Source organism: Nocardia sp. NPDC050435 (genome assembly GCF_040655395.1).
Lineage (GTDB): Bacteria > Actinomycetota > Actinomycetes > Mycobacteriales > Mycobacteriaceae > Nocardia.
The window spans coordinates 196,430-220,443 of record NZ_JBFAJW010000014.1; the positions used below are offsets into that span (position 1 = coordinate 196,430).

Below are 24,014 nucleotides of genomic sequence, written 5' to 3' on the forward strand. Positions count from 1 at the left end.
TGCTTTTCGCGTGCTTCCCGGCGATCCGGGAATCCAGGGGGCAGACGAATTGGGGGCATTCGCCCGCCTGTGAAGCCCGGTAACTTCCGAATCACCGTCCGGTCGGACGGCGATTCGGTGAGGGACGGGCGGGTAGATGAGCGACGCGGCGCAGACGGTACGGCCGGAGCTGGTGCGACAATTGCTGCGGGACTTCACGGTGCTCACCGGGGCCGAGTTCGGGCCCGATGACGACTTCTTCGCCATGGGCCTGGTCAATTCGCTGCGGGCGATGGAGCTGGTCGCGTATCTGGAGCGCACCTTCGAATTCGAGGTGGAGATCGACGATCTCGACCTGGACAACTTCCGGACCGTGCATCGGGCCGCCGCGTTCGTCACCCGCAAGTGCGCCGCCGGGTGAGCGACCTGCAAACCGTGCTCGCCACGGCGGCCACGGCCGCGGGCGGGTGGGATCGAACCGGCCTGCCGCGCACCGCCGTGCTGGCCGCGGCGCGGGCCGGGTTGCTCGGGGTGGACCGGCCGAAGGAGTACGGCGGTCGCGGCGCGGACGCGCTCGAACTCGGGCTGCTGGCCGAGGAATTGGGCGCGGTGTGCACCGCGCTGCGCTCCTTGTTCACGGTGCAGGGCATGGTGGCCGCCGCCGTCGACCGGTGGGGCACCGACGCGCAGCGCTCGGCGTGGCTGCCCGGGCTGATCTCCGGTGAGCTGATCGCCGGGCTGGCGGCGACCGAGGCGCAGGCCGGCAGCGATCTGTCCGATCTGCGGACCCGGTTCAGCGGCTCGTCGGAGCTGTCGGTGTCGGGGCACAAGCTGTGGGTCACCTTCGGCGCGCTGGCGGACGTGCTGCTGGTGGCCGGGCAGTCCGAGCACGGGCCGGTGGCCGCGCTGGTGCCGACCGATCAGCCCGGGGTGGTGCTGGAGCCGGTGGTCGATCAGCTCGGCATGCGGGGTGCACGACTGGCGCACGTGCGCTTCGACGCGGCGCGGGTACCCGCCGGAAATGTCCTGGCACGGCCGGGGTTCGGTGTCTCGCACGTGCTCGGGACGGCCCTGGACCACGGCCGGTACACGATCGCGTGGGGATGCGCGGGGATGGCGCGCGCCTGCCTGGCCGACGCCGCGGCGCACGCGCGCGACCGGCGGCAGGGCGGCGCGCGGCTCGGCGATCACCAGGCGGTGCGCGCCATGCTCGGGCGCGGCTGGGTGCGGGTGGCGAGCGCCCGGGCGCTGTGCGTCCGGGCGGGCGAGCAGCGCGTGGATCGCGACCCGGCCGCACTGCTGGGCACCATCGCCGCGAAGTACGCCGCGGCGGGCGCCGCCGGTGCGGTGAGCGAGCAGGCCGTGCAGATACTCGGGGCCGCGGGCTGCGCCCCGGACAGCCGGGCCGGGCGATTCTTCCGCGACGCCAAGATCATGCAGATCATCGAGGGTGCGCGGGAGGTGGCCGAGCAGGACATCGGCGACTTCGTGCTGCGGACGGTGGGCCGGTGACCGCTCCCCTCACCGTGGGACCGGTCGCCACGGCATTCCCCGAAACCGCTTGTGCCGTTACCGAACTCGCGGAACTGGCCGAGCTGACCGACAAGCGCCGCGCGCACGCGCTGGCACTGGGCATCGACACCGTCCGCGTCGGCGCGGCGGAGGCCGACTACGACCTGGCCGTCACCGCGGCCGAGAAAGCCCTGGACCGGGCCGGTCTGGCGGCCCGCGACCTGGACGCCCTGCTGGTGGTGGGCGGCCGGGCGCCGCGCTACCTGATGAGTTCCGAGGCCACCCGGCTGCAACACCGGCTCGGCGCGGAACGCGCGTTCGTCGCGGGCGTGGGCGACCTCGGCTGCGCCTCGATCTCGGCCGCGTTCACCCTCGCGACCGGGCTGCTGCGGGGCGATTCCCGTTGCGGCAGCGTGCTGCTGGTCGCGGCGGCCGCCGCGCCGACCCGGTTCCGCTATCGCGCGCCGATGACGGTGCTCGGCGACGGCGCGGCCGCGGTCCTGCTCGGTACCGGGGACTCGGGCCGCTACGAGTTCGTCGACCATCTGGTGCGCAGCGACGGCAAGTACAGCGAGCTGTTCCGGATCGACTATCGCGATGTGCCGCAGCGGGATTGGCGCGAGGAATGCGCCGACGAGGCGACCTACAGCTTCCGGCTGGCCGTGGAGAGCCGCAAACGCCTGGCCGCGATGACGGGGGAACTGCTCGACCGCAACGGATTACGGCTCGAGGAGGTCGGGCCGATCCTGATGCAGAACCTGTCGGCGGGCGCGTTCGCGTTCTGGGAGGAGGCGCTCGGCGTGCGCGTCGACCCGGCCTGCGCGCGCAACCTCACCGAGTTCGGGCACCTCGGCTCGGTGGACGTCCTGGTCAACCTCGAGGCGGCCGCGCCGGGGCGCGCCCCCGGCGACTACACCCTGCTGCTCAACAGCAGCCCCGTCGCGGCCTGGAGCGCCACGCTGCTGCGCCGCCTACCGGATCGGCTGGAAGGGATCGAACTGTGAGCGACCTGGTGAAATGCCTGGTCTGGGACCTCGACGACACGCTGTGGGGCGGGGTGCTGCTGGAGCACGACGCCACCGCGCCGCATCCGGAGGCGCGCCGGGTGCTGCGCCGGCTCGACGAGCGCGGCATCGTGCACGCGGTCGCCAGCCGCAGCGAAGCCGCGCTGGCCACCGCCCATCTGGACGCACACGGCCTGTCGGAGATGTTCTGCTCCTTGCAGATCGGGTGGGGCGCGAAGTCCGCGGCGGTGCGGCGGATCGCGGAGGAACTCAATATCGGGCTGGCGGCCATCGCGTTCGTGGACAACGATCCGGTGGAACGCGCCGAGGTCGCCGCCGCGCTCCCGGAGGTCCGCTGCTATGCCGCCGAGGAATTGGCGAGCCTGCCCGACCGGCCCGAGTTCACCCCGGCGGTGGTCACCGCCGACGCCCGTGACCGCCGCAAGCGCTATCTGGCCGAACAGGTCCGGCGGCACAGCGCGTCGACGTTCGAGGGCTCCGATGCCGAGTTCCTGGCCGGTCTGGGCCTGGTGATGACCGTGCGCCGGGCGGGTGCGGCGGATCTGGAGCGGGCGCACGAGCTCACGGTGCGCACCAATCAGCTCAACACCACCGGGCGCACCTTCGACAGCGACGAGTTGCGGGAGCTGAGCGCGTCGCCGCGGCACGAGGTGCTGATCGCGTCGCTGCGCGACCGTTTCGGCGACTACGGCGTGATCGGCCTGGCGGTCAGCGAGTTTCGCGGCGACGACGCGGCACTGCTGCTCTTGCTCATGTCGTGCCGGGTGATGTCGCGCGGAGTCGGCGGGGCGCTGCTGGCGCATCTGATCGATCGGGCACGGGCACGGGGTCAGCGAGCGGTCGCGGAATTCGTTGCGACACCGGCGAACCGGGTGATGCTGGTGACGCTGCGGTTCGCCGGTTTCGCGATGCTGGAGCAGCGGGGCGAACGGAAGCTGCTGGCGCACGACGGGAGCACCGCCGTGCCGAACACCGGCCACGTGCTGATGCGCGCGCCCGACGCACCGCTCCCGCCGGGTGATCTGGTGTCCGGGCTGCTGCGTCAGGCCGCTCGGGTGCCCGAGCGGACGGCGTTGGTCTCGGGAGATCGGCGGCTGAGCTATCGCGAGCTCGACTCCGGCACAGCCGAACTCGCGGCCCGCCTGGTCGGCGCGGGCGTTCGGCCCGGCGACGTCGTGCTGTGCCAGTTGTCGCAGGGAGCCGACACCCTGGTCGCGATGCTCGCGGCCTTGCGGGCGGGTGCGGCCTGGTGGCTGGTCGACCCCGGCCGGACGGAAGCACAGGTTCAGCGGCTGCTCGACCAGATACACTGCACGGCAGTCGTTTACGATGCCTCGGAACCGCCCGCGTGGCTCCCGCGGGCGAGCTGCGATGTCCACGATGCCGCGACCACGCGCAGCGGCCTGACGGTCTCGCGTCTCCCCCGGGCGGCCTCGGCTCCGCACGGCGGCCCCGGCGACGTCGTCCAGCACGAGGAGCCGACCAGCGATCCTGTTGCCGGAGACCGCGCCGTCGAACCGGCTCGGCGAGACCATTCCGCGCCGGTGCCCGCAACACCGGCGGGCGACTCCACCGCGCGAGACGCCGTCCGCCCGGTTCCGGCTCCCGTGTCCGGAGCATGGCCTCCGCCGTCCAGCGCACCCGCCTATGTGATCACCACCTCAGGGTCGACCGGCACGCCCAAGGCCGTCGTGGTCAGCCGGGCCAATCTGGCCGCGATGATCGCCGGGCGCAACTACCCCTACACCGACGGGGAATTGGTCACGCTGTCGACCTGCCCGCTCACCGCCGACGCCTCGATGCTGTTCGCGCCGTGGGCTCTCACCGTCGGCGGCACCGTGGTCGTGCCGACGCACCGCGAACTGCCGGACGCGGCCGCCGTCGCGGCGCTCGCCGAGCGGACGCGGGTCAGCCATCTGATCGCGACCCCCTCCTACTACCGGCTGCTGCTCGACGCGCTGATCACGCCGAGCGTCGTCGCGCTCGCGGGCGAACAGGTGCCCACCGCGCTGGCGGTCCGCCATCACGAGCGGTTGCCGAATACCCTGCTGCTCAACGAGTACGGGCCCACCGAGGCGACCGTCACCTGCGTGTGGCACACGGTCGAGGCGGGCGCGGCCCCCGAGATCGTCCCTATCGGCACCGCGATGCCGGGCAACTCCGCGCTGGTGCTCGGGCCGGATCTGCGTCCCGGCCGAGACGGTGAGCTGTACCTGGGCGGCGACCAGATCGCCCAGGGCTATGCGGGCGATCCCGGCCGCACCGCGACCAGGTTCGTCGCCGATCCCGCCGCCGGCGAGCCGGGGGCGCGCATGTACCGCACCGGAGATCTGGCACGGCGCAACGATTCCGGCGATCTCGAATTCCTGGGACGCCGCGACGGCCAGGTCCAGATCCGGGGCGCGCGGGTCGAGCTCCCCGCGGTGGAGGCGGTCCTGGAAAGCCATCCGGAGGTCGCGCACGCGGTCGCCCTGATGATCGAAACCGCGGACCAGCCAAGCCAATTGGTGGCCTACATCGTCCCCGTGGCACCCGGCGCGCCACCGACCCGGCGCGCTCTGGCCCGGCATTGCGCGGAGCATCTGGCGGCCATGGAGATTCCCGCACGCTTCGTCCGGATCGGCACCCTCCCGATCGCCGCCGCGGGCAAACTCGACGAGGCCGCGCTGCGCGCCGCCGCGGACGGTCCGGCCCTGCCGAGCCCGGCCCGCGACGGCTGGACCGCGCGGGAACTCGAACTCGGCGCGCTCTGGTCCGCCGCGCTCGAACACGACGACTTCGACCGCGCGGATTCCTTCTTCGAGGTCGGCGGCAATTCGCACAGCGTCGTCCACCTGCACCTGCGGCTGGAGCAGCGCTGGCCCGGCGCGCTGCGCGTCGGACAACTCTTCGACCTGCACACTCTCGCCGCCCAAGCCGAGGCGCTGGAGGAAGCGCTCGCCGCCGAACCCGCTGCCGGGGCGGCGAACTCGACGCAGGCGTTCGAGCTGTGACCCGGCCCGTTCCCCGCACGAAACAGGAGCAGATTGTGCCCGAGCTGGACGCCCGGCCCACCGATATCGCCGTCGTCGGGATCGGCGCGCGTTTCCCGCAGGCCGCCGACCTGGCCGAGTTCCGCCGCAATCTGGCGGCGGGACGGGATTCGGTCGGGCCGATGCCGCCGGGCCGGATCGCGGCCACCGGACTGGATCCGGCCGTGACCTACCTGCCGATGGGACATCTCAGCGATATCGAGCAGTTCGACTACCGGTTCTTCGACCTGTCGCGCCGGGAGGCGGAGCTGATGGATCCGCAGCAGCGGCTGGCCCTGCTGCTGGCGCAGCGCGCGCTCGAGGACGCCGGATACTCGCGACAGACCCTGGCGCAGGCGGTGACCGCGGTCGCGCTGACCGCGGCGCAGTCCAGCTATCACTCGATCGCGGTGGAGCCGGGCCCGCTGAGCCTGCTCGGTAACGCCGCGTTCGCCGGACCCGCGCGGATCGCACACCGGTTCGGTTTCACCGGCGCCTGCTTCGGCGTGGACAGCGGCTGCAACAGCGCGCTGGTCGCCGTGCACCAGGCGTGCCGCGAATTGTCCTCCGGCGACGCCGATTACGCGCTGGCGGGAGCCGTGGCGGTTCGCGTGCACGGCACGCCGTCCTGGGGCGGCGGCGGTTTCAGCGAGATCATGTCGCCCACCGGCGTCTGCCGCGCGTTCGACGCCGCCGCCGACGGCACCGTGAACGGCGAGGGCGGCGCGGTCCTGCTGCTGACCACCGTGGCCCGGGCCCAGGCCGATCGCGCGCCGATCCACGCCGTGCTGCGCGGCAGCGCCACCCGGCACAACGGGGACGCCGCCGCCACCATCAGCACGCCGAGCGCCACCGGCCAGGCCCGGGTCATCGAAAAAGCCTGGGCGGCTGCCGGACTCGATCCGCACACCGCCGGATACCTGGAGACGCACGGTTCGGGCACCCGGCTCGGCGACGCCGTGGAGCTGGAGGGCCTCCGCACCGTCTTCGGCGCGGAACGGGAGCGGCCGCTGCCGATCGGTTCGGTGAAAACCAATATCGGCCACCTCGATCACGCCTCCGCGATCGCGGGCCTGGTCAAGGCGGTATTGAGCGTGTCCGCGGGCGAACAGTACCCGTCGCTGCATTTCACCAGCGCGACAGGCGGATTCGATCTGCACGGCGCGGGCCTCGAGGTGCTCACCACCGGGCGGGAGTGGGCCGCACCGACGCGAGTGGCGGGTGTCAGTTCCTTCAGCCTGGGCGGCAGTGTCGCGCACTGCGTGGTGACCCAGCCCCCCGCGCCCACACCCCGGACCGACTCGGCCCAGCCGCGACTCGTCGCGGTCTCGGCTCGGAGCCCGCAGGCCCTCACCGAACTGTGCACCCAACTGGCCGCGGCGGTGCGCGACACCGCCGCCTCGGTGGACGAGATCGCCGCCACCCTGGCGCTGGGGCGCACGCACTATCCGCACCGGATCGCCGTCACCGCCTCCGGCACCGCAGAACTGGCCGAGCTGCTGGACAAGGCGGCCGTCGCCGATCGCATCGAGCCGCGGCGACCCCGGGTGGTCCTGCTCCTGTCCCCCGACGCCGTCCCTGCGGGCCCCGAGCCGGAGGCCGCACTGCCGCCGCACCTTCCGGCGACCGGCGACACCGCGCGGGTGCTGGCCGCGCAGCTGGCCCTGCACGATCGGCTGCGCGCCTGCGGCGTCGAATTCGCCGCGCTGCTCAGCGCCGGCTCCTCGCGCTACCTCTCGCGCTATCTGCTCGGCTCCCGGGATCCGGTCGCGGCCGCGGAATTGACCGCGGCCCCAGCGACGGTCGACACCGACCGGCTGCTCGCCGCCGTGCGCGCGCTGCGCGCCGAGGGCCCGGTCGTCTTCGTCGAACCGTGCCCGCACGGGCGGCTCGGCGCCCTGATCGCCGAGGCCGTCCCCGACGCGGACCTGCTCCTCGGCGCGGGTCCGCGGGATCTGCTCGGCCGGTTGTACGAGCACGGCGTCGACCTGGACTGGCGGCCGCTGGTGGCGGACGCCCACCGGGTGCGTCTGCCCGGGCACCCGATGCGGCCCGAGCGGTGCTGGGTGGACCTGCCGCGCGGCGCCCTGCCGGCCCCGGCCGCCCGAGCGGTTCGCGACATCGCCGATCCGCACCGGTGGCTGCGCGAAACGCTGGCCGAACTGCTGGGAACGGAACCGGACCTGGACGCCGATTACTTCGCCCTGGGCGGCAATTCGCTCATCGCCGTCCAGCTGGTCGACCGCGTCGAGGAGGCGTTCGGCTTCCGCCCGAAACTGCTCGAGCTCTACGAGCGGCCCCGCCTGGCCGATTTCGCCGAGCTGCTGACCACCGGCGCGACGCCGAGCGTGCGCCGTGCGCCGATTCCGGCGCTGGTGGCGCACGAGGAGCCGGTGATGTCCTCGGGTCAGGAGCGGATGTGGTTCCATCACCAGCTCGAGCCGGGCACCACCCTGTACAACTACCCGGTCGTCCAGTTGCTGCGCGGCCCGATCGAGGTCGGCCTGCTGCGCGGCACCTTCGACGACCTGGTCGAGCGGCACGAGCCGCTGCGCTACAACTTCGCCGAGGTGGACGGCGCGCCGGTGCTGCGGATTCGCGACCGGCTCACGGCCTACTTCCGCGTGCTGGACGTCTCGGCCGAGCCCGATCCCACCGCCGCCGCCCGGGCGCTGGTGCAGGCCGCCGCGCAGCGGCCGTTCGACCTCGGGGCGGAGCCCCTGCTGCGCGTGCTGGTCGTGACGATCGCGCCGGATGCCCATGTGCTGCAACTGGTCTGCCATCACGCGGTCACCGACGGCGCGACCCCCATGATCCTGGCCCGCGAACTGCCGGAGCTGTACGCGGCGCGCGAGCAGGGTCGCCCGCATCGGCTCGCCCCGCTGCCGATCCGCTACCGCGACTACGCCGCCTGGCATCGCGAGCTGCTGCGGAGTTCGGCTCTGGACCACGAACTCGAGTACTGGCGCCGGGAATTGACCGACGCACCCGTGCTGGCGCTGCCGACCGACTTCCCCCGGCCGCCCCGCAAGACCTACGTCGGCGATCTGCATCCGTTCACGATTCCCGCCGAGCTGATCACCGCGTTGCGCGAACTCGGGCGGCGCGAATCGGTCTCGCTGTTCGTGGTGCTGCTCGCCGCCTTCTATCTGACCCTGGCGCGCCGCAGCGGGCAGCGCGACATCGTCGTCGGCACGCCGACCACGGGCCGCGGCCGCCGCGAATTCCAGGACCTGATCGGCTATTTCAACAGCACGGTCGCGCTGCGCACCGACTTCACCGCGGAACGGGTGCTGCCCGAGCTGCTGGCCCGGGTGCGCTCCAGCGTCCTCGGCGCGCTGGAGCACCAGGAGATTCCGTTCGACCGGGTGGTGCACGCGCTGGCCGGGCAACGGGATCTGTCCCGGACGCCGCTGTTCGACGTGCTCTACATCCATCAGGTCACCCCACGCGCCGAACGCGTCGACCAGGCGGGCGCCGAGCTGTTCGACCTGGAACACTCCGCGGGCAACGAGTTCGGCGGATTGCCTACCGGGACAGCGAAGTTCGATCTCACGCTGGTGACATTCGAGTACACCGACGAGGTGCCCCGCGACATCAGCGCGTGCGTCGAGTTCAGCACTGAGCTGTTCACCCGGCGCACGGTCGCCGAGATCGCCGGGCAATTCCTGGAGATCCTCACCGCGATGGCCGCACCCGCACCCCCGACGGTGGCGGCCCTGATCACGGGCACCGACGCCGAGCCCGCGCTGCTGATTCCCGCCGACCGCCCGCGCTCGGGTCACACCACCTACCACCACGACCGGGTGTCCCGGCCGATCGAGTCCGCTGCCGTCGAGACGGCCGTCTTCGATGCCTACGCGGTGCTCCTGAGCTGGTATTCCGGTCAGCATCGGCTCTCGGTCCGGCTCCCGGATTCGGCTGCGGGACAGCCGCGCTACGGCACGGTCGAGCTGACCCCGGACACCACCTGGCGCGCGCTGCGCGAGCACCGGCCGGTGATCGGCGCGACCGGCGCGTCACCGGTCCGCTTTCAGGGCACCGAATCCCCCACGGCGGAACTCGAACTCACGTGGACGCCGGATCCGCCGGCCCTGCACCTGAGCTACGCGACCGAGCTCTTCGACCGCGCCTCGGCCGAGGACCTGCTCGACGATCTGGCGCGCCTGCTCACCGCCGCGCTGTCCGACCCGGACACACGCGTCTTCGACAGTGTGCGCGCGGATCTCGACTACACACCGGAGGTACACCCATGACCGGCGAACAACGGGTCGGCGTTCTGGGCGCCGGCGTGATGGGCGCGGGCATCGCGCAATGCCTGGCCCAGGCCGGAATACCGGTAACCGTGGTGGACACCGACGCCGCCGCCGCGGAACGCGCCCGCCGCGACCTGAAGGCGGCGCTGCGGCTGAGCGTGCTGCTCGGCCGCGGCCCGCTCGCGGCCGACCTCCCGGCGATCATGGCCCGCGTGCAGTGGTCCGATCGGCTGGGCGACCTCGGCACGAGCAGCTTCGTCATCGAATCCGTCACCGAACGCATCGGTCTCAAGCGCGGCCTGTTCACCGAGCTGGATCGGGTCTGCCCGGCCGAGGCGGTCTTCGCCTCGGGCACCTCCGCCATCCCGATCGCCGATCTCGCCGCCGTCACCGGCCGGCCGGACCGGATCCTGGGGCTGCACTTCATGAATCCGGCGCCGCTGACCGAGACCGTGGAGGTCGTCACCTCGGCCCAGACCTCCCCCGACACGCTGAACCGGGCGCTGGGCCTGCTCGACGCGATCGGCAAGAAGGGCATCGTGGTCGGGGACGGCCCCGGATTCGTCATCAATCGCGTCCTGATGCTCGGCATCGCCGAGGCGGCCGAGATCACCGAGTCCGGCACCGACGCCGCGACCATCGACGAGCTGTTCGAGGGCTGCCTCGGCCACCGGATGGGCCCGCTGCGCACCGCCGACCTGATCGGCCTGGACAACGTCGCCGACACCCTGGCGGTGCTGCGATCGACGACCGGCGACGGACGCTACCGGGTGCCGCGCGCGCTGGCGGAACTGGTGGCGGCCGGACATCTGGGACGCAAGACAGGCAGGGGTTTTCATGAGTACTCGTGAGGCGGCCGCGCTCGCGCCCACCGCCGGGCTGGGCCGGCTGGCCCGGCGCAGCGGGGGTGGGGCGGCGGCGGTGGTGCTGGCGGGGCTGGCCGTGTACACCTGGCGGCGCACGGCTGCACCGGAGGTCGTGGTGGGGCTGCGGATCGGGGCGAGCAGGACCGGAGTGCGGGTCCCGGTGCACCCGTATCAGGACTTCCGCTCCGTGTGCGTCCAGGTCGGCGCGCTGCTGCGGCAGGCGCGTCCTACCGCCCCGCCCGCCGGGGCACCCGTCGCCACGCAGGACGCCGACGGATGGCAGCTCGACCTGCCCGACGCCGAATTGCCTGCCTTCAACGCCTTTTTCGAGCGGCTGGTCGCGGCACCGGACCGGCCGGTGAGCCGCGTCGATCTGGCCACCGACGCCGAACTCGCCTACCAGGCACACCGCGACGGCACGGTGCGCGAACAGGAATCCACCGCGACCACGCTGTCCGGCTTCGACGCCGCAGTGCGCCGAGCACCCCGGGCCACGGCGCTGGCCTACGGCGAAACGACGGTCAGCTATGGTGAGCTGGCCGCGCGCGTGGATCGGCTCGCGCACTGGCTGATCCGGCGCGGAGTGCGCCCCGACACCGTGGTCGGTGTGGCAGTGCCGCGCTCGATCGAGGCCATCGTCGCGGTGCACGCGGTGCTGCGGGCGGGCGGTGCGTTCCTGCCGCTGGACCCGGCCCATCCGGCCGAGCGCCTCGAGCGCGTGCTGGCGATCGCCGCGCCGCTGCTCGTACTGTCCACGCGCGAGGCGGGTTTCACCAGCCGGACGACTCCGATCTGGCACCTCGAGGACCTGCCGCCGGCGGCGGCCGGGCCCGCGACGCCCGTGCCGCCGCGTCCGGAGCACCTCGCCTATCTGATGTTCACCTCCGGCTCCACCGGCCTGCCGAAAGGTGTGGCCGTCCCGCACGCCGCCGTGGTGAACCACCTGCGCTGGATGACCGCGCACCTCGGTCTCGACGCCACCGACACGGTGCTGCAGAAGACTCCGGTCACCTTCGACGTGGCGATCTGGGAACTGCTGTGGCCGTTGCACGCCGGTGCGCGGCTGGCCATCGCGCCGCCCGCCGCCGACCACGACCCCGCCGCCGTCACGCGGCTGCTGGCCGCGCACGCCGTGACCACGGTGCAGTTCGTGCCCTCGACGCTGACCAGCCAGCTCGAACTCGCCCCGGACTTCCCGGCCTCGGTGCGCCGGGTGCTGCTGATCGGCGAGACGCTCACCCCCGCGCTGGCACGCCGCTTCGCGGCGGCGGCTCCGGCCCGGCTGCACAACCTCTACGGTCCGACCGAGGCGACCGGGGCGGTCACCGAATACGCGGTCAGTACAGCGGATTCCGGTGCCGTACCGATCGGCGCGCCCGGCTGGAACACCGGCGCCTACGTGCTGGACGCCTGCCTGCGCCCGGTGCCCGACGACACCCCCGGCGAGCTGTATCTCGCCGGAATCCAGCTGGCGCGCGGCTACTTCGGCGATCCCGCTCGCACCGCCGAACGTTTCGTCGCGCACCCCTTCGCTCCGGGTGCGCGCCTGTACCGCACCGGCGACATCGTGCGCTGGAACAGCGGCACCGGGCTGCTGGACTATCAGGGCCGCGCCGATCTCCAGGTGAAACGCCACGGCGTCCGCATCGAACTCGGTGAGATCGAGGCCGCGCTGGCGGCCTGCGCACCGGTCGCCCAGGCCGCGGCCGTGTTGCGGCCCGAGGGCAGGCTGATCGGCTACGTATTGCCGGTCGCGGGGGCCGATTGCACGGAAACAACGCTGCGCGAACAGCTTTCCCGAACGCTACCCACCGCGATGGTGCCCGACGAGATCCTGCTGCTCGAGTCTTTCCCCCGCAATCCGGCGGGCAAACTCGACCGCGCCGCCCTGCCCGCCCCCGCCGCGCGCGAAACCCCGTTCCGCGCACCGCGCACCGCGGTGGAACGGACGCTCGCCGAGGTCTTCGCACAGGTTCTGGGCCGCGATCGGGTCGGCATCGACGAGTCCTTCTTCGCGCTCGGCGGCGACAGCGTGATGTCGATCCTGCTCGTGTCCCGCGCGCGGGCCCGCGGCATCGGCGTCACAGCGCAGCAGGTCTTCGAGGAACGCACCGTCGCGGGCTTGGCCGCGGTCGCGGGCACCGGCGAGGAAAGCGCACGGCCGCCGGCCGAACTGCCCGGCGGCGGCGTCGGCGAACTTCCGCCGACCCCGGCCGTGCTCGCGCTGCTGGAGCACGCCGAATCCGGCGGCGCGAGTATCGACCGCTACGCCCAGCACCTGGTTCTGGCACTGCCGCAGGGCATTACCGAGACGCAGTTGCGCACGGTATTGCACGCGGTCGTGCACCGTCACGACATGCTGCGCGCCCGCCTGTACCGCGACGCCAGCGGCCGCCCGCGCCTGTTCGCCGACCCGGTGACCACCATCGATCTCGACCGGGTGCTCACCCGCGTCGAGTGGCACGTCTCGGTCGCCGCGGCGACCGAGACGGCTCTCGGTCGCCTCGATCCGGCCAACGGGGTTGTCCTGCAGTTCGTCTGGCTCACGCGGGACGATCAGCTCATCGTCGTCGTGCATCACCTGTCCATCGACGGCGTCTCCTGGCGCATCCTGATCCCGGACCTGCTCGCGGCCTGGACCCAGGTGCGCGCCGGTGCGGTGCCGCGGTTGCCCGGCGGGGGCACCTCGATGCGCCGGTGGGCGCACAGCCTGGGGGCACAGGCGCAGAGCCCGGCCCGGCTCGCGGAGATCGACCGGTGGCGCGAATTGCTCGGCGGCACCGCGCTGTTCACCGATCGTGCCCTCGATCCGCGGGTCGATACGGCCGCCACGCTCGAGCGGATTCCGGTGGTTCTCGACGCCGCTGCGACGACGGCCGTGCTGACCACCCTGCCCGCGCGGTACCACACCGACGCCAACACCGTGCTGCTCACCGCCGTGGCCTTGGCCATCGCGGAGTGGCGGCGTCGGCGGGGCCTGGACGAGGCGGCCGTCACGGTGCGGCTGGAAGGGCATGGCCGCGAGCCCGAACTGGTGCCGGGCGCGGACCTGTCGCACACCGTCGGCTGGTTCACCGCCGCGTTCCCGGCTCGGCTCGACCTCACCGGGCTGGCAACGGAGGCCGCGCTCAGCGGCAGCGCGGACCTCGCCTCCGCCGTGAAAATCGTCAAAGAGCAGCTGCTTTCGGTCCCGGGGTCGGGAATCGGCTACGGCCTGCTGCGCTATCTCGATCCGGAGACCGCCGCACTGCTGCCCGCGGAGAACATCCAGCTGGCGTTCACCTACCTCGGGGCGATCTCGGAGGTCACCGGCGGACCGTGGTTGCCGGTCACACTGGATTCCGCCGAGACCCCGCCGCATGATTCGGGCCTGCCCGCCGGCGCGGCGATCGCCATCGACGCCCTGGTCGCCGACGGCAAGCTCGCCGCCGGATTCACTTTTCCCCGAACGCTTCTCACGCACGATCAGGTCCGCGAACTCGCCGATCTGTGGCTGGCCGCCCTGGCGGCGCTCGCGCGGCACGCGGCGGATCCGGCCGCGGGCGGGCGCACGCCCTCGGATTTCACCGTGCCCGTGCGACAGTCCGACATCGATGCCTGGAGCGCCCGCTATCCCGGCCTGCACCACCTCTGGCCGCTGACGCCGATCCAGGAGAAGTTCGCCGACCTCGCCCCGCGCGCGGCCCCCGAGGTACACACCCTCCAGGTACTGCTCACCTGCACCGGAACTCCCGATCGCTCCCGGTTGCGCACGGCCGCGCAGTATCTCGTCGACCGGCACGCCACCCTGCGCGCGGCCTTCGAGCGCGGCGGACCGGACGATCGCTGGTACCAGCTGATCGTCGCGGCCGCACCCATCTCGGTCCGGGAAGAGGATCTGCGCACGCGCCCCGGCGACCTCGCGGAACTGCTCGCCGAGGAACAGTTCCGGCCCTTCGATCTCGCCGCGCCGCCGCTGATCCGGTTCCTGCTGGCCCGCACCGGGGACGAGTCCTGGACGCTGGCGCTGACCAACCACCGGCTGCTGCTCGACGGCTGGTCCGCCCCCATTCTGCTGCGCGAGCTGCTGGCGGTGTACGCCACCGGAACGCCCGAGCACACCGACATCGACGACGGCTTCGGCGATTTCCTGCGCTGGCGCGCCGACCACGGATACGGACCGGCGCGGACCGGCTCCGAGGACTTCCCGAACCCCGGCGTCGCCGGAGAACACGACCCGGACCGGAGCCGATCCGGCAACAGCCCGGCCCGATCGGCCTGGCACGCGGCGCTGCACGATCTCGACGGCCCCACCCGGGTGGCCGACCGCGCACCCGGCGACCCCGTCCACACGGCCGCCGAGCACGTCCTCGCCCTGTCCGCGGACCGGACGCACGAGCTCTCGCGCCTGGCGGCCGAGGCCGGCGTCACGCTCAACACCGTCTTCCAGTTCGTCTGGGCCGAGGTGCTCGGCGAGCTGACCGGTCGCAACGACATCCTGTTCGGCACAGTGGTTTCGGGCCGCCCGCCCGCACTGCCGGGCATCGACACGATGGTGGGCTCGTTCATCAACACCGTGCCCGTGCGCGTACGCACGGAGCCGGACGCCGATCTCGGCGAGCGGTTGCGCACGATCCAGGCCGCGCAATCGGCGCTGGTCGAACACCATCACCTCGGCCTGGCCGAGATCGAGGCGGCGGCCGGGCTGCCGATCCGCGAATTCTTCGACACCCTGCTGGTTTTCGAGTCCTACCCCGTCGACGGCGCGGCGATGCCGTTCACCCTCGGCGAGCTGACGCTCACCGGTCTGGAATCGCGCGAGATCACGCTGTTCCCGCTGACCGCGACGGTCTGGCCGGGCACGGAGTTGCGCATCGCCCTGAACTGGCACCGCGACCTGCTCGACGACGACCGCCTCGCCCGCCTGCTCGCTCACCTCACCGGGCTGCTCGACGCCCTCTCGCACCGGAACGGACTCTGATGGATCACCACGGCCGGCCGCTCACCGTCGCCCAGCAGGAGATCTGGGCGTACACCACCGCGTACGGCACGGATCGGCGCTACCTGATCAGCGGCCACGTGCGGCTGCACGGCCGCCTCGATACCGCGCTGTTCGAGCGGGCGCTGCGCAATGTCGTCGGGCGCAGCGAGACGCTGCGGGTCCGGCTGGATCATTCGGGACCCGAACCCCGCCAGGTCCTCGAGGCCGGCACCGAATTCCCGCTGCACCGCGCCGATTTCAGCACCGCCGCCGATCCGTACGGGGAGGCCGTCGGCTACCTGGAACCCGAGTTCGCCCGGCCCTACGATCTGACGGTCGCGCCGCTGTTCGACCACTATCTGCTCGATCTCGGCGACGCCGGCTTCCTGTGGGGCATCAAGGCACACCATCTGATCTTCGACGGCGGCACCTCGCTGGCATTGATCCGCGCCGTCGCCGGGGTCTACACCGACCTGCTCGCGGGCCGGTCCGCGCCGCGGGAGCCCCTCGACACCCTGGACGACTTCGTCGACGCGGATCTGCGTTATCGCGCGTCGCGCCGGTTCACCGACGACCGCGCGTTCTGGACCGAGCGGCTGGCCGGGTTGCCCGAGGCCCCGATGTTCGCCCATCCGCCCGTGCCCCAGGGCGCGGCGGAACCGATCCGGCACAGCGGCCGGCCCGCCCCTGAACTGTGGGCGCGGTTCCAGCGCACGGCAACGACTTTCGGGGTCGACTGGCCGGGCCTGCTGGCCGCCGCCGTCGCCGTGCTGCTGCACGCCGATTCCGGCGCGCGCACCGTGGTGCTCGGCGTCTCCGTGCCCGCCAAGCGTTCCTGGCGAGCACTCGGCATGACGTCCAATGTCGTGGGCCTGCGCATGACCGTCGACCCCGGCGGCACCCTCGGATCGCTGGCCCGGCAGGCGCAGTCGGAGTTCCGGAAACTGCTGCGCCATCAGCACTATCGCCGGTTCGACCTGCTCGCCGACGGCATCGTGCCCGGCGGCGATCACCGCGGCACCGGGCCGATGCTGAATATCCTGCCGATCCCGGAACTGAGCTTCGGTCCGGTGCCCGCCACGCTGACGCCGATATCCACCGGCGGCACCGAGGCTTTCGGCATCGGCGTCTACACCGGCGGGGATACACCGCGCATCGACTTCGACACCACGGCCGACCGGTGCGCGCCCGATTCGCTCGCGGTGTCGCACGCCCGGCTCCTGGCCACCCTGCACGAGGTGGCCGCCGCGTCGGACGCGACGCTCATCGCCCGGCTCACCGCGGTACCGGCTCCCGAAGTCGCGGCGCTGTACGCGGATCCGAGCGGGGACGTGGATCGCGGCGCGGCCCCACCGGTTCCCCGCACCCCGGCACCCTACGAGGACCCGACCGGATCGACGAATCGCAGTGTGGCCCAGGCGTTCGCCGAGATCGCCCGCGAGCACCCGGACCGAGCCGCGCTCTGGTACGAGGGCGAGCAGCTCACCTACCGCGAACTCGACACGCGCGCCGCCGCTTTCGCCCGCCATCTGGCCGAAGCGCACGACGTCCGCCTGGGCACGCCGGTCGCGGTGCGACTACCCCGCTCCCCCGAACTCGTCGTCGCGCTGCTCGCGCTCATGCGGCTCGGCGCGGTGTGCGTCGCGCTGCACGAACAGGATCCGCCCGAACGCGTGGCCTGGATGCTGCGGCACACCGGAACCACGGTGCTGCTCGACGATCTCGCCGTGGTGCGCGCCGCCCGCCCCGGCCGGGCGAGCACCGAGCCCGCCGTCCCGGCCGAGGCGGTCGCCTGGCTGATGTTCACCTCCGGCTCGACCGGCGAGCCCAAGGGCGTGCAGGTCACGCACCGCGCGATCGTCACCCGCGCGCGCGACCGGATCGCCGCGGGCCCGCAATACCGGCGCATGCTCATGCATTCGCCCTACGCCTGGGACATGGTGGTGTGGGAGCTGTGGATGCCGCTGCTGCAGGGCCACACCGCGGTGCTGGCCACCCCCGCCCGGCTCGGCGCGGAGGATTTCCGGCACGTCCTGCGCGCGGGCGCGGTCACCGCGATGCTGTGCCCGGCCGGGCTGTTCCAGGTGCTGGTCGAGGACATCCCGGACAGCCTGGGCGCGCTGCGCACCCTCTCCAGCGCCGGCGACGTGCTGGCGCCGGGCACGGTGCGCGCGATGCGGGCGGTGGCGCCCGAGCTCGAGATCGTCAATATCTACGGGCCGGTCGAGGCCACCGCCTACGCCACCGCGCACACCCTCGCGACCGGGCCGATCGGCGACGAGGCATTCCCGGTCGGACGGCCCGTCGATCACACGGCGGTGCTAGTCCTGGACGCCCTGCTGCGGCCGGTGCCGCCCGGGCTGTCGGGTGAAATCTGGCTGACCGGAGCGGGTCTGGCCCAGGGCTACCTCGGCCGGCCGGGGCGCACCGCGGGCTGGTTCGCCGCGAATCCGTTCGGCGCGCCCGGTTCCCGCATGTACCGCACCGGCGACTACGGCAGCTGGGGCGCCGACGGCGAGCTGCGCTTCCTCGGGCGGGGCGACCGGCAGGTCAAGGTGAACGGAATCCGGGTCGAGCCGGGCGAGATCGAGCACGTGCTGCGCGCCCAGCCCGGCGTCACCGCCGCGGTGGTGACCGCGCACCGGATGACCACGGGCAAGACGCTGATCGCCCACCTGGTCGCGGACCGGCCGATCGATACCGCCGCGCTGCGCGCACGCCTGGGCACGCTGCTGCCCGCCTACCTGGTGCCCGCCGTCCTGGTCCAGATTCCCGCCCTGCCGCTCACCGTCAACGGCAAGGTCGATCGCAAGGCGCTGACGCTGCCCCCGGCAGCCGCGCTCCGGCCGCCGCGCACACCGCGCCAGCAGGTGCTGGCCGGGCTGTTCGCCGACGCGGTCGGCGTGCCCCGGGTCGGCCTCGACGACGATTTCTTCCAGGTCGGCGGCAACTCGCTGGCCGCGATCCGGTTGGCGGCGGCCGCGAGCCGTGCGCTGGGCCGCACGGTGACCCTGCGCGACCTGCTCGACGCGCCGACGGTCGCCGCCCTGGAACGGCTGCTCGCCGAGCGCGCCGGCACACCCGCGCCCCGCACCGCCGCCCGTCCGGCGCGGCGGCCGGACCCGATCCCGCTCAGCCCGGTCCAGCACCGGTTCTGGACCGTGAACTACCTGAGCGAGGGTGCGGGCGACTACCTCATGCCCGCCGCCTTCGACCTGCGCGGACCGCTCGACACCGAGGCGGTGCGCGCGGCGGTGGACGACGTGGTGCGCAGGCACGAAATCCTGCGCACCGTCCTGCCTTTCGGTCCGACCGGTCCGGTGCAGCGGATCCTGGAGTTCGGGCCGGAGGCGGTCGACTATCGCGAAATCCCGGTGCGACTCGCCGATCTGGACCGATCGCTGGCCGCCGAGGCGGCGCGCGGCTTCCGGCTCATGACCGAAACACCCTGGCGGGTGCGGCTTTTCCGAATCAGCGCGGACCACCATGTGCTGCTCGCCGTTGTCCATCATTGCGCGGGTGACGCCGAGTCGCTCTACACCCTGCTCGGCGAACTGCAATACGCCTACCTCGCCCGCGCGGCGGGACGGCAGCCGCACTGGCCCACGGCCGCGTACCAGTACGCCGATTACGCCCTGCGCCCGCGCGGCGGCAGCGACGATCCCGGCACCCGCTTCGCCGAGCAGGCCCGCTACTGGCGCACCGAGCTGGCCGGCCTCGACCCGGAACCACCGCTGCCGGTGGACAATCCGCGCACCGGCCCCAGCCCCGCCGCGGTACTTGCCTTCGACATCGACCCCGCCGCGCACGCGCGTCTGCTCGCGACCGCGCGCCGCTGCGGCGCGACCACCTATGCCGTGTTGCACGCCGCCCTGGTCACGGCGCTCGCCCGGCACGGCGCCGGTCCCGATCTGGTGGTCGGGGTCGCGATGAGCGGGCGCGACAGCGCCGAACTCGACACCCTGCTCGGCTGCGCCGTCGACATCGCGCTGATCCGCACCGACCGCACCGCCGCGCCCCGCTACCGGGACCTGATCCGCCAGATCCGGGACCGGGTGGTGGCGGGCTACGAGCATCGCGACTACCCGTACGAACGCCTGATCCCGCCGGGCGCGACGGCCGTGCCCCAGATCGTCACCACCTTCTTCCGCGACATCGCCACCACCGGCGGGACCGGCGATCTGGAGTTCGGCCTGCGCGAACTCCCGCCGGTGCGTGCCGAATTCGAACTCCTGCTCCAGGCGCGCGAGCGGCTCGAGTCCGGCGGCAAGCCCGCGGGCATCCGCGCCGAATTCCGGTACGCGGCAGCGCTGTGGGAGCCGGAGACGCTGGCGACGCTGGCCGCGCACCTGCGGGCCGAACTCGACGCGATCTGCGCCGACGTGGACGCCGGGCCCGGCGAACTCTCAGCCGCGCAGGGCGGCGGCCAGCGCGGGGTTGAGCGCTAGTGCCAGCGTCATCAGCGATTCGACCAGCAGATCGACCAGCTGCTCGCGGGTGATGGTCTCGGCCCGCAGCCAGCTGAGCGTGATCTCCTCGACGAAGGCGATCCAGCCGCGCACGGCCAGCACCAGCCGCGGGCGATCGCCGGGCTCCACCAGGATCGGCATCTCGGACAGGATCATGTCGACGATGGTCAGGCGGGTCTGGTCGACCAGCTGCATCAGCTCGGGGCTGGCGGTGGCCGGGCCGCGCAGCAAGGCCAGATAGGACTGCCGGTTCTCGCTGACGTAATCGATGTAGCGGTCGATCGAATCCCGCAGCATCTCGAAGATCTCGAGCGAGGTGTCGGGCCGGACCCGTTGCAGCAGTTCGATATTGGCGTGCGCGACGACGGCGAGCTGGAAGTCCTGCATGGTCGGGAAGTAGTGGAACAGCAGTCCGCGCGAGATGCCCGCGCGTTCGGCGATGTCGCTGACGGAGATCTCCTCCAGGGACCGCTCCCCGAGCATCTTCACCCCGAGGGTGATCAGCTGCAGCCGGCGCTCGTCCGGACTGAGCCGCACCCGCCTGGTTTCTCCGTTCGCTTTGCCCACGAACCCACCTTACTGAACGCCGCTCAATATACTGTTGACTGGTGCTCAATAAGACCGTACTCTCGGTTACATGAGTCGCAAGGTTACAGACAAAGCTGTCGGCAACCGCCCCTCCCGCCACGCCAAGACGATCATCATCGGCAGTGGGTTCGCGGGTCTCGGGCTGGCCATCCGACTGAGCCGGCAGGGTCGCAACGACTATCTCGTCCTGGAGCGCGGCAGCGATGTCGGCGGCACCTGGCGGGACAACACCTACCCGGGCGCGGCCTGCGATGTGCCGTCGCACCTGTACTCGTACTCCTTCGCGCTCAACCCGGACTGGACGCGCTCGTTCTCCAAGCAGGGCGAGATCCAGCAGTACATCCGCGGCGTGGCGGAGAAGTACAACGTGCTGGACAAGCACCAGTTCGACTGCGATGTCACCAGCGTCCGCTGGAACAGCGACCTCTCGCGCTGGGAAATCGAATCCAGCCAGGGCAGCTTCACCGCCGACACCGTCGTCTCCGCGGTCGGCGCCCTCTGCGAGCCGGCGCTGCCGGACATCAAGGGCATCAACGAGTTCGAAGGCGAGATCTTCCACTCCGCCCGCTGGAACCACGACGCCGACCTGAGCGGCAAGCGCGTCGCCATCATCGGCACCGGCGCCTCCGCCATCCAGATCGTGCCCGCGATCGCGAGCAAGGTCGGGCACCTCGATGTCTACCAGCGCACCGCGCCGTGGCTGCTGCCCCGCATGGACCGCCCGTACCTGGCGGCCGAGCGCTTCGCGTTCAAGCACATCCCGGGCGTGCAGCGCCTGTCCCGCGCCGCCATCTACGCCGCACGCGAGACCCAGGTCGTCGGCCTGGCCAAGATCCCCGCGATCATGCAGGGCTTCGAACTGCTGGCCAAGGCCAAGCTGCAGTTCGAGATCCGCGATCCGGAGTTGCGCAAGAAGGTCACCCCGAACTTCCGCATCGGCTGCAAGCGCATGCTGATCTCCAACGAGTACTACCCCGCGCTGAGCCGCGACAATGTCGACGTGATCACCGACGGGATCAAGGAGGTCCGCGCCAACTCGATCGTCACCAAGGACGGCACCGAGCGCGAGATCGACGCCCTGATCGTGGCGACCGGGTTCCACGTCACCGATTCGCCCACCTACAACACCATCGTGGGCAAGGACGGGCGCACCCTGTCGGAGGTGTTCGACGAGATCGGCCAGCAGGGCTACAAGGGCTCGGCCATCGCGAACTTCCCGAACATGTTCTTCCTGCTCGGCCCGAACGTCGGCCTGGGCCACACCTCCATGGTGTTCATGATCGAATCGCAGATCAACTACATCGCCGACGCGCTGTCCACCGTGGACCGGCTCGGCCTGCGGACCGTCGAGGTGCGGCGCGACGCTCAGGACGAATACAACCGCGGCCTGCAGCAGAAGCTGGCCAAGAGTGTGTGGAACACCGGCGGCTGCGCCAGCTGGTATCTCGACAAGCACGGAAACAACACCACGCTGTGGCCCGACTTCACGTTCGAATTCCGTAGGCTTACCAAGAAGTTCGACGTATCCGCATACGAAACGACGTCGTCCGCGGGCGACCGGAAAGTGGTGGCATAACAGTGGGCAACGATGCTTACTTCCGAGGAAAAGTCTGTGTGATCACCGGCGCCGGTTCCGGCATCGGACGCGCACTCGCGGAGAACCTGGCCGGGCGCGGCGCGAAGCTGGCGCTCTCCGATATCGATACCGAGGGCCTCGCCGAAACCGTGCGCCGCTGTGAAGCCCTTGGCGCGCAGGTGAAATCGGACCGGCTCAACGTCGCCGAGCGCGAGGCGGTGCTGCTCTACGCCGACGCCGTCAAGGCGCACTTCGGCGTCGTGCACCAGATCTACAACAACGCCGGCATCGCCTACCACGGCGACGTGATCAAGTCCGAGTTCAAGGACATCGAACGGATCATGGACGTCGACTTCTGGGGTGTCGTCAACGGCACCAAGGCGTTCCTGCCGATGCTGATGGAGTCCGGCGCCGGCCACGTCGTCAACATCTCCAGCCTGTTCGGCCTGATCGCCGTGCCCAGCCAGAGCGCCTACAACTCGGCGAAGTTCGCGGTCCGCGGCTTCACCGAATCGCTGCGCCAGGAGATGATCCTCGGCAAGCACCCGGTCGAGGTCACCTGCGTGCACCCCGGCGGCATCAAGACGGCGGTCGCGCGCAACTCCACCTTCGCCGAGGGCATCGACGGCAAGAAGGCCGCCGCCATGTTCGACGCGAAGCTGGCCATCCACACCCCGGAAATGGCCGCGCAGACCATCACCGAGGGCGTGCGCAAGAAGCACGGCCGCGTGCTGATCGGCTGGGAAGCCAAGCTGCTCGACGCGTTCGTGCGCATCACCGCCTCCGGCTACCAGCGGATTTCCGCCGTGGTGAACCGGTCCTTCCAGCCTTAAGGTCAGTCGATGCGCGACATCAATCTTCCGCTGCCCCTCACCAAAGCCGTTCTGGGCCGGATGTTTCCGGCCATGCTGAACGCGCGGCTGTCGTTCCCGCTCCAGCGCAGGCTGATGGATCTGGGCGCGGCGCTGCAGTGGCTGCCGGACGACACCCTCGTGCATCGGCTCCGGCTGGCCGGGCGGCCCGCCGAAAAGCTCACCGCCCGAGGCGGTTCCGGATCCGGCGCGGTGCTCTATCTGCACGGCGGCGGGTACGCGGTCGGCTCGCTGACCACGCACCGCTCGCTGGCCGCGCGGCTGGCGCACGGCACCGGCAGCCCGGTCTACCTGCTCGACTACCGGCTCGCGCCCGAGCATCCGTTCCCGGCCGGTCTCGAGGACGCCACCGCGGCGTTCCTCGAACTGGTCGAGCGGGCCGGGCACCGGGCCGACCAGATCGCCATCGCGGGCGATTCGGCCGGCGGCGGGCTCAGCCTGGCCACCGCCCAGCGCCTGATCGCCCGGCACGGCCTGACACCGGCCGCGCTCGGCCTGATCGCGCCCTGGAGCGACCCGAACGAGGTGGCCGCGCAGGAGCGCGATCTGGTCATCAACCGGGCCTGGTCGCGCGCCTGCGCCGCCGCCTACCTGGGCGACGGCGACGGCCAGGACACCGGCTACGCGCCGCTGCGCGGCGAGCTGCACGGCCTGCCGCCCACCTACGTCCAGGTCGACGTGAGTGAGCTGCTGCACAGCCAGTGCGTGGAGTTGGCCACCGCACTGCGGGCGGCCGGCGTGCATGTCCGGTTCACCGAGAGCCGGGGGCTGTGGCATGTCGCGCAGGCGCAGGCGGCCTTCGTGCCGTCCGCCGCGGCCGCGGTCCGGGAACTCGCCGATTTCTTGAAAGAGGCGATTCAACCTGTGTCAACGCGCGACCTAGGATGAATTCTGTTTTGC

General features: G+C 71.8%; 12 protein-coding genes. 11 read left to right on the forward strand and 1 reads right to left on the reverse strand.

Features of this window, described 5'->3' with window-relative positions; all coding sequences use genetic code 11:
- Positions 1-136 precede the first annotated feature (136 nt).
- From AB0I43_RS35570 to AB0I43_RS35605, 8 genes are read left to right on the forward strand one after another with little or no spacing between them, the layout of a single operon-like run.
- Positions 137-400: an acyl carrier protein gene (locus tag AB0I43_RS35570; RefSeq protein WP_356976079.1), complete on the forward strand. Its 264-nt coding sequence runs from the start codon at positions 137-139 to the stop codon at positions 398-400.
- Positions 397-1,491 (forward strand): acyl-CoA dehydrogenase family protein, encoded by a 1,095-nt coding sequence (locus AB0I43_RS35575; RefSeq protein ID WP_356976081.1) that lies wholly within the window; start codon positions 397-399, stop codon positions 1,489-1,491. Before AB0I43_RS35570 ends, AB0I43_RS35575 begins: the two co-directional genes overlap by 4 nt.
- Complete coding sequence (locus AB0I43_RS35580; protein ID WP_356976083.1) at positions 1,488-2,495, forward strand: 3-oxoacyl-ACP synthase; 1,008 nt, start codon at positions 1,488-1,490, stop codon at positions 2,493-2,495. The genes AB0I43_RS35575 and AB0I43_RS35580 overlap by 4 nt, the downstream gene beginning before the upstream one ends.
- A complete protein-coding gene (locus AB0I43_RS35585) occupies positions 2,492-5,509 on the forward strand; it encodes an HAD-IIIC family phosphatase (RefSeq protein WP_357433438.1) in 3,018 nt (1,005 codons plus the stop codon). The genes AB0I43_RS35580 and AB0I43_RS35585 overlap by 4 nt, the downstream gene beginning before the upstream one ends.
- 35 nt (positions 5,510-5,544) lie before the next feature.
- Complete coding sequence (locus tag AB0I43_RS35590) at positions 5,545-9,783, forward strand: condensation domain-containing protein (protein WP_356976086.1); 4,239 nt, start codon at positions 5,545-5,547, stop codon at positions 9,781-9,783.
- A complete protein-coding gene (locus AB0I43_RS35595; protein WP_356976088.1) occupies positions 9,780-10,634 on the forward strand; it encodes a 3-hydroxyacyl-CoA dehydrogenase family protein in 855 nt (284 codons plus the stop codon). Before AB0I43_RS35590 ends, AB0I43_RS35595 begins: the two co-directional genes overlap by 4 nt.
- Positions 10,621-15,609, forward strand: coding sequence for an amino acid adenylation domain-containing protein (locus AB0I43_RS35600; protein ID WP_356976090.1), 4,989 nt, complete (start codon positions 10,621-10,623; stop codon positions 15,607-15,609). The genes AB0I43_RS35595 and AB0I43_RS35600 overlap by 14 nt, the downstream gene beginning before the upstream one ends.
- Positions 15,609-20,057, forward strand: a complete 4,449-nt coding sequence (locus AB0I43_RS35605; RefSeq protein ID WP_356976092.1) for an amino acid adenylation domain-containing protein — start codon at positions 15,609-15,611, stop codon at positions 20,055-20,057. The genes AB0I43_RS35600 and AB0I43_RS35605 overlap by 1 nt, the downstream gene beginning before the upstream one ends.
- On the opposite strand, the gene AB0I43_RS35610 is transcribed toward AB0I43_RS35605, so the two are convergent.
- A complete protein-coding gene (locus AB0I43_RS35610; protein WP_356976094.1) occupies positions 20,016-20,645 on the reverse strand; it encodes a TetR/AcrR family transcriptional regulator in 630 nt (209 codons plus the stop codon). The two genes, AB0I43_RS35605 and AB0I43_RS35610, sit on opposite strands and share 42 nt — an antisense overlap.
- Positions 20,646-20,715: 70 nt before the next feature.
- Here AB0I43_RS35610 and AB0I43_RS35615 point away from each other — a divergent pair, with 70 nt between their 5' ends.
- The 3 genes from AB0I43_RS35615 to AB0I43_RS35625 are packed head-to-tail and all read left to right on the forward strand — an operon-like array spanning position 20,716 to position 24,002.
- A complete protein-coding gene (locus AB0I43_RS35615) occupies positions 20,716-22,242 on the forward strand; it encodes an NAD(P)/FAD-dependent oxidoreductase (RefSeq protein ID WP_356976096.1) in 1,527 nt (508 codons plus the stop codon).
- Positions 22,243-22,244: 2 nt separating this feature from the next.
- Positions 22,245-23,075 (forward strand): SDR family NAD(P)-dependent oxidoreductase, encoded by an 831-nt coding sequence (locus AB0I43_RS35620; protein ID WP_356976097.1) that lies wholly within the window; start codon positions 22,245-22,247, stop codon positions 23,073-23,075.
- 9 nt (positions 23,076-23,084) lie between these two features.
- Positions 23,085-24,002 (forward strand): alpha/beta hydrolase, encoded by a 918-nt coding sequence (locus AB0I43_RS35625; protein WP_356976099.1) that lies wholly within the window; start codon positions 23,085-23,087, stop codon positions 24,000-24,002.
- Positions 24,003-24,014: the final 12 nt, after the last annotated feature.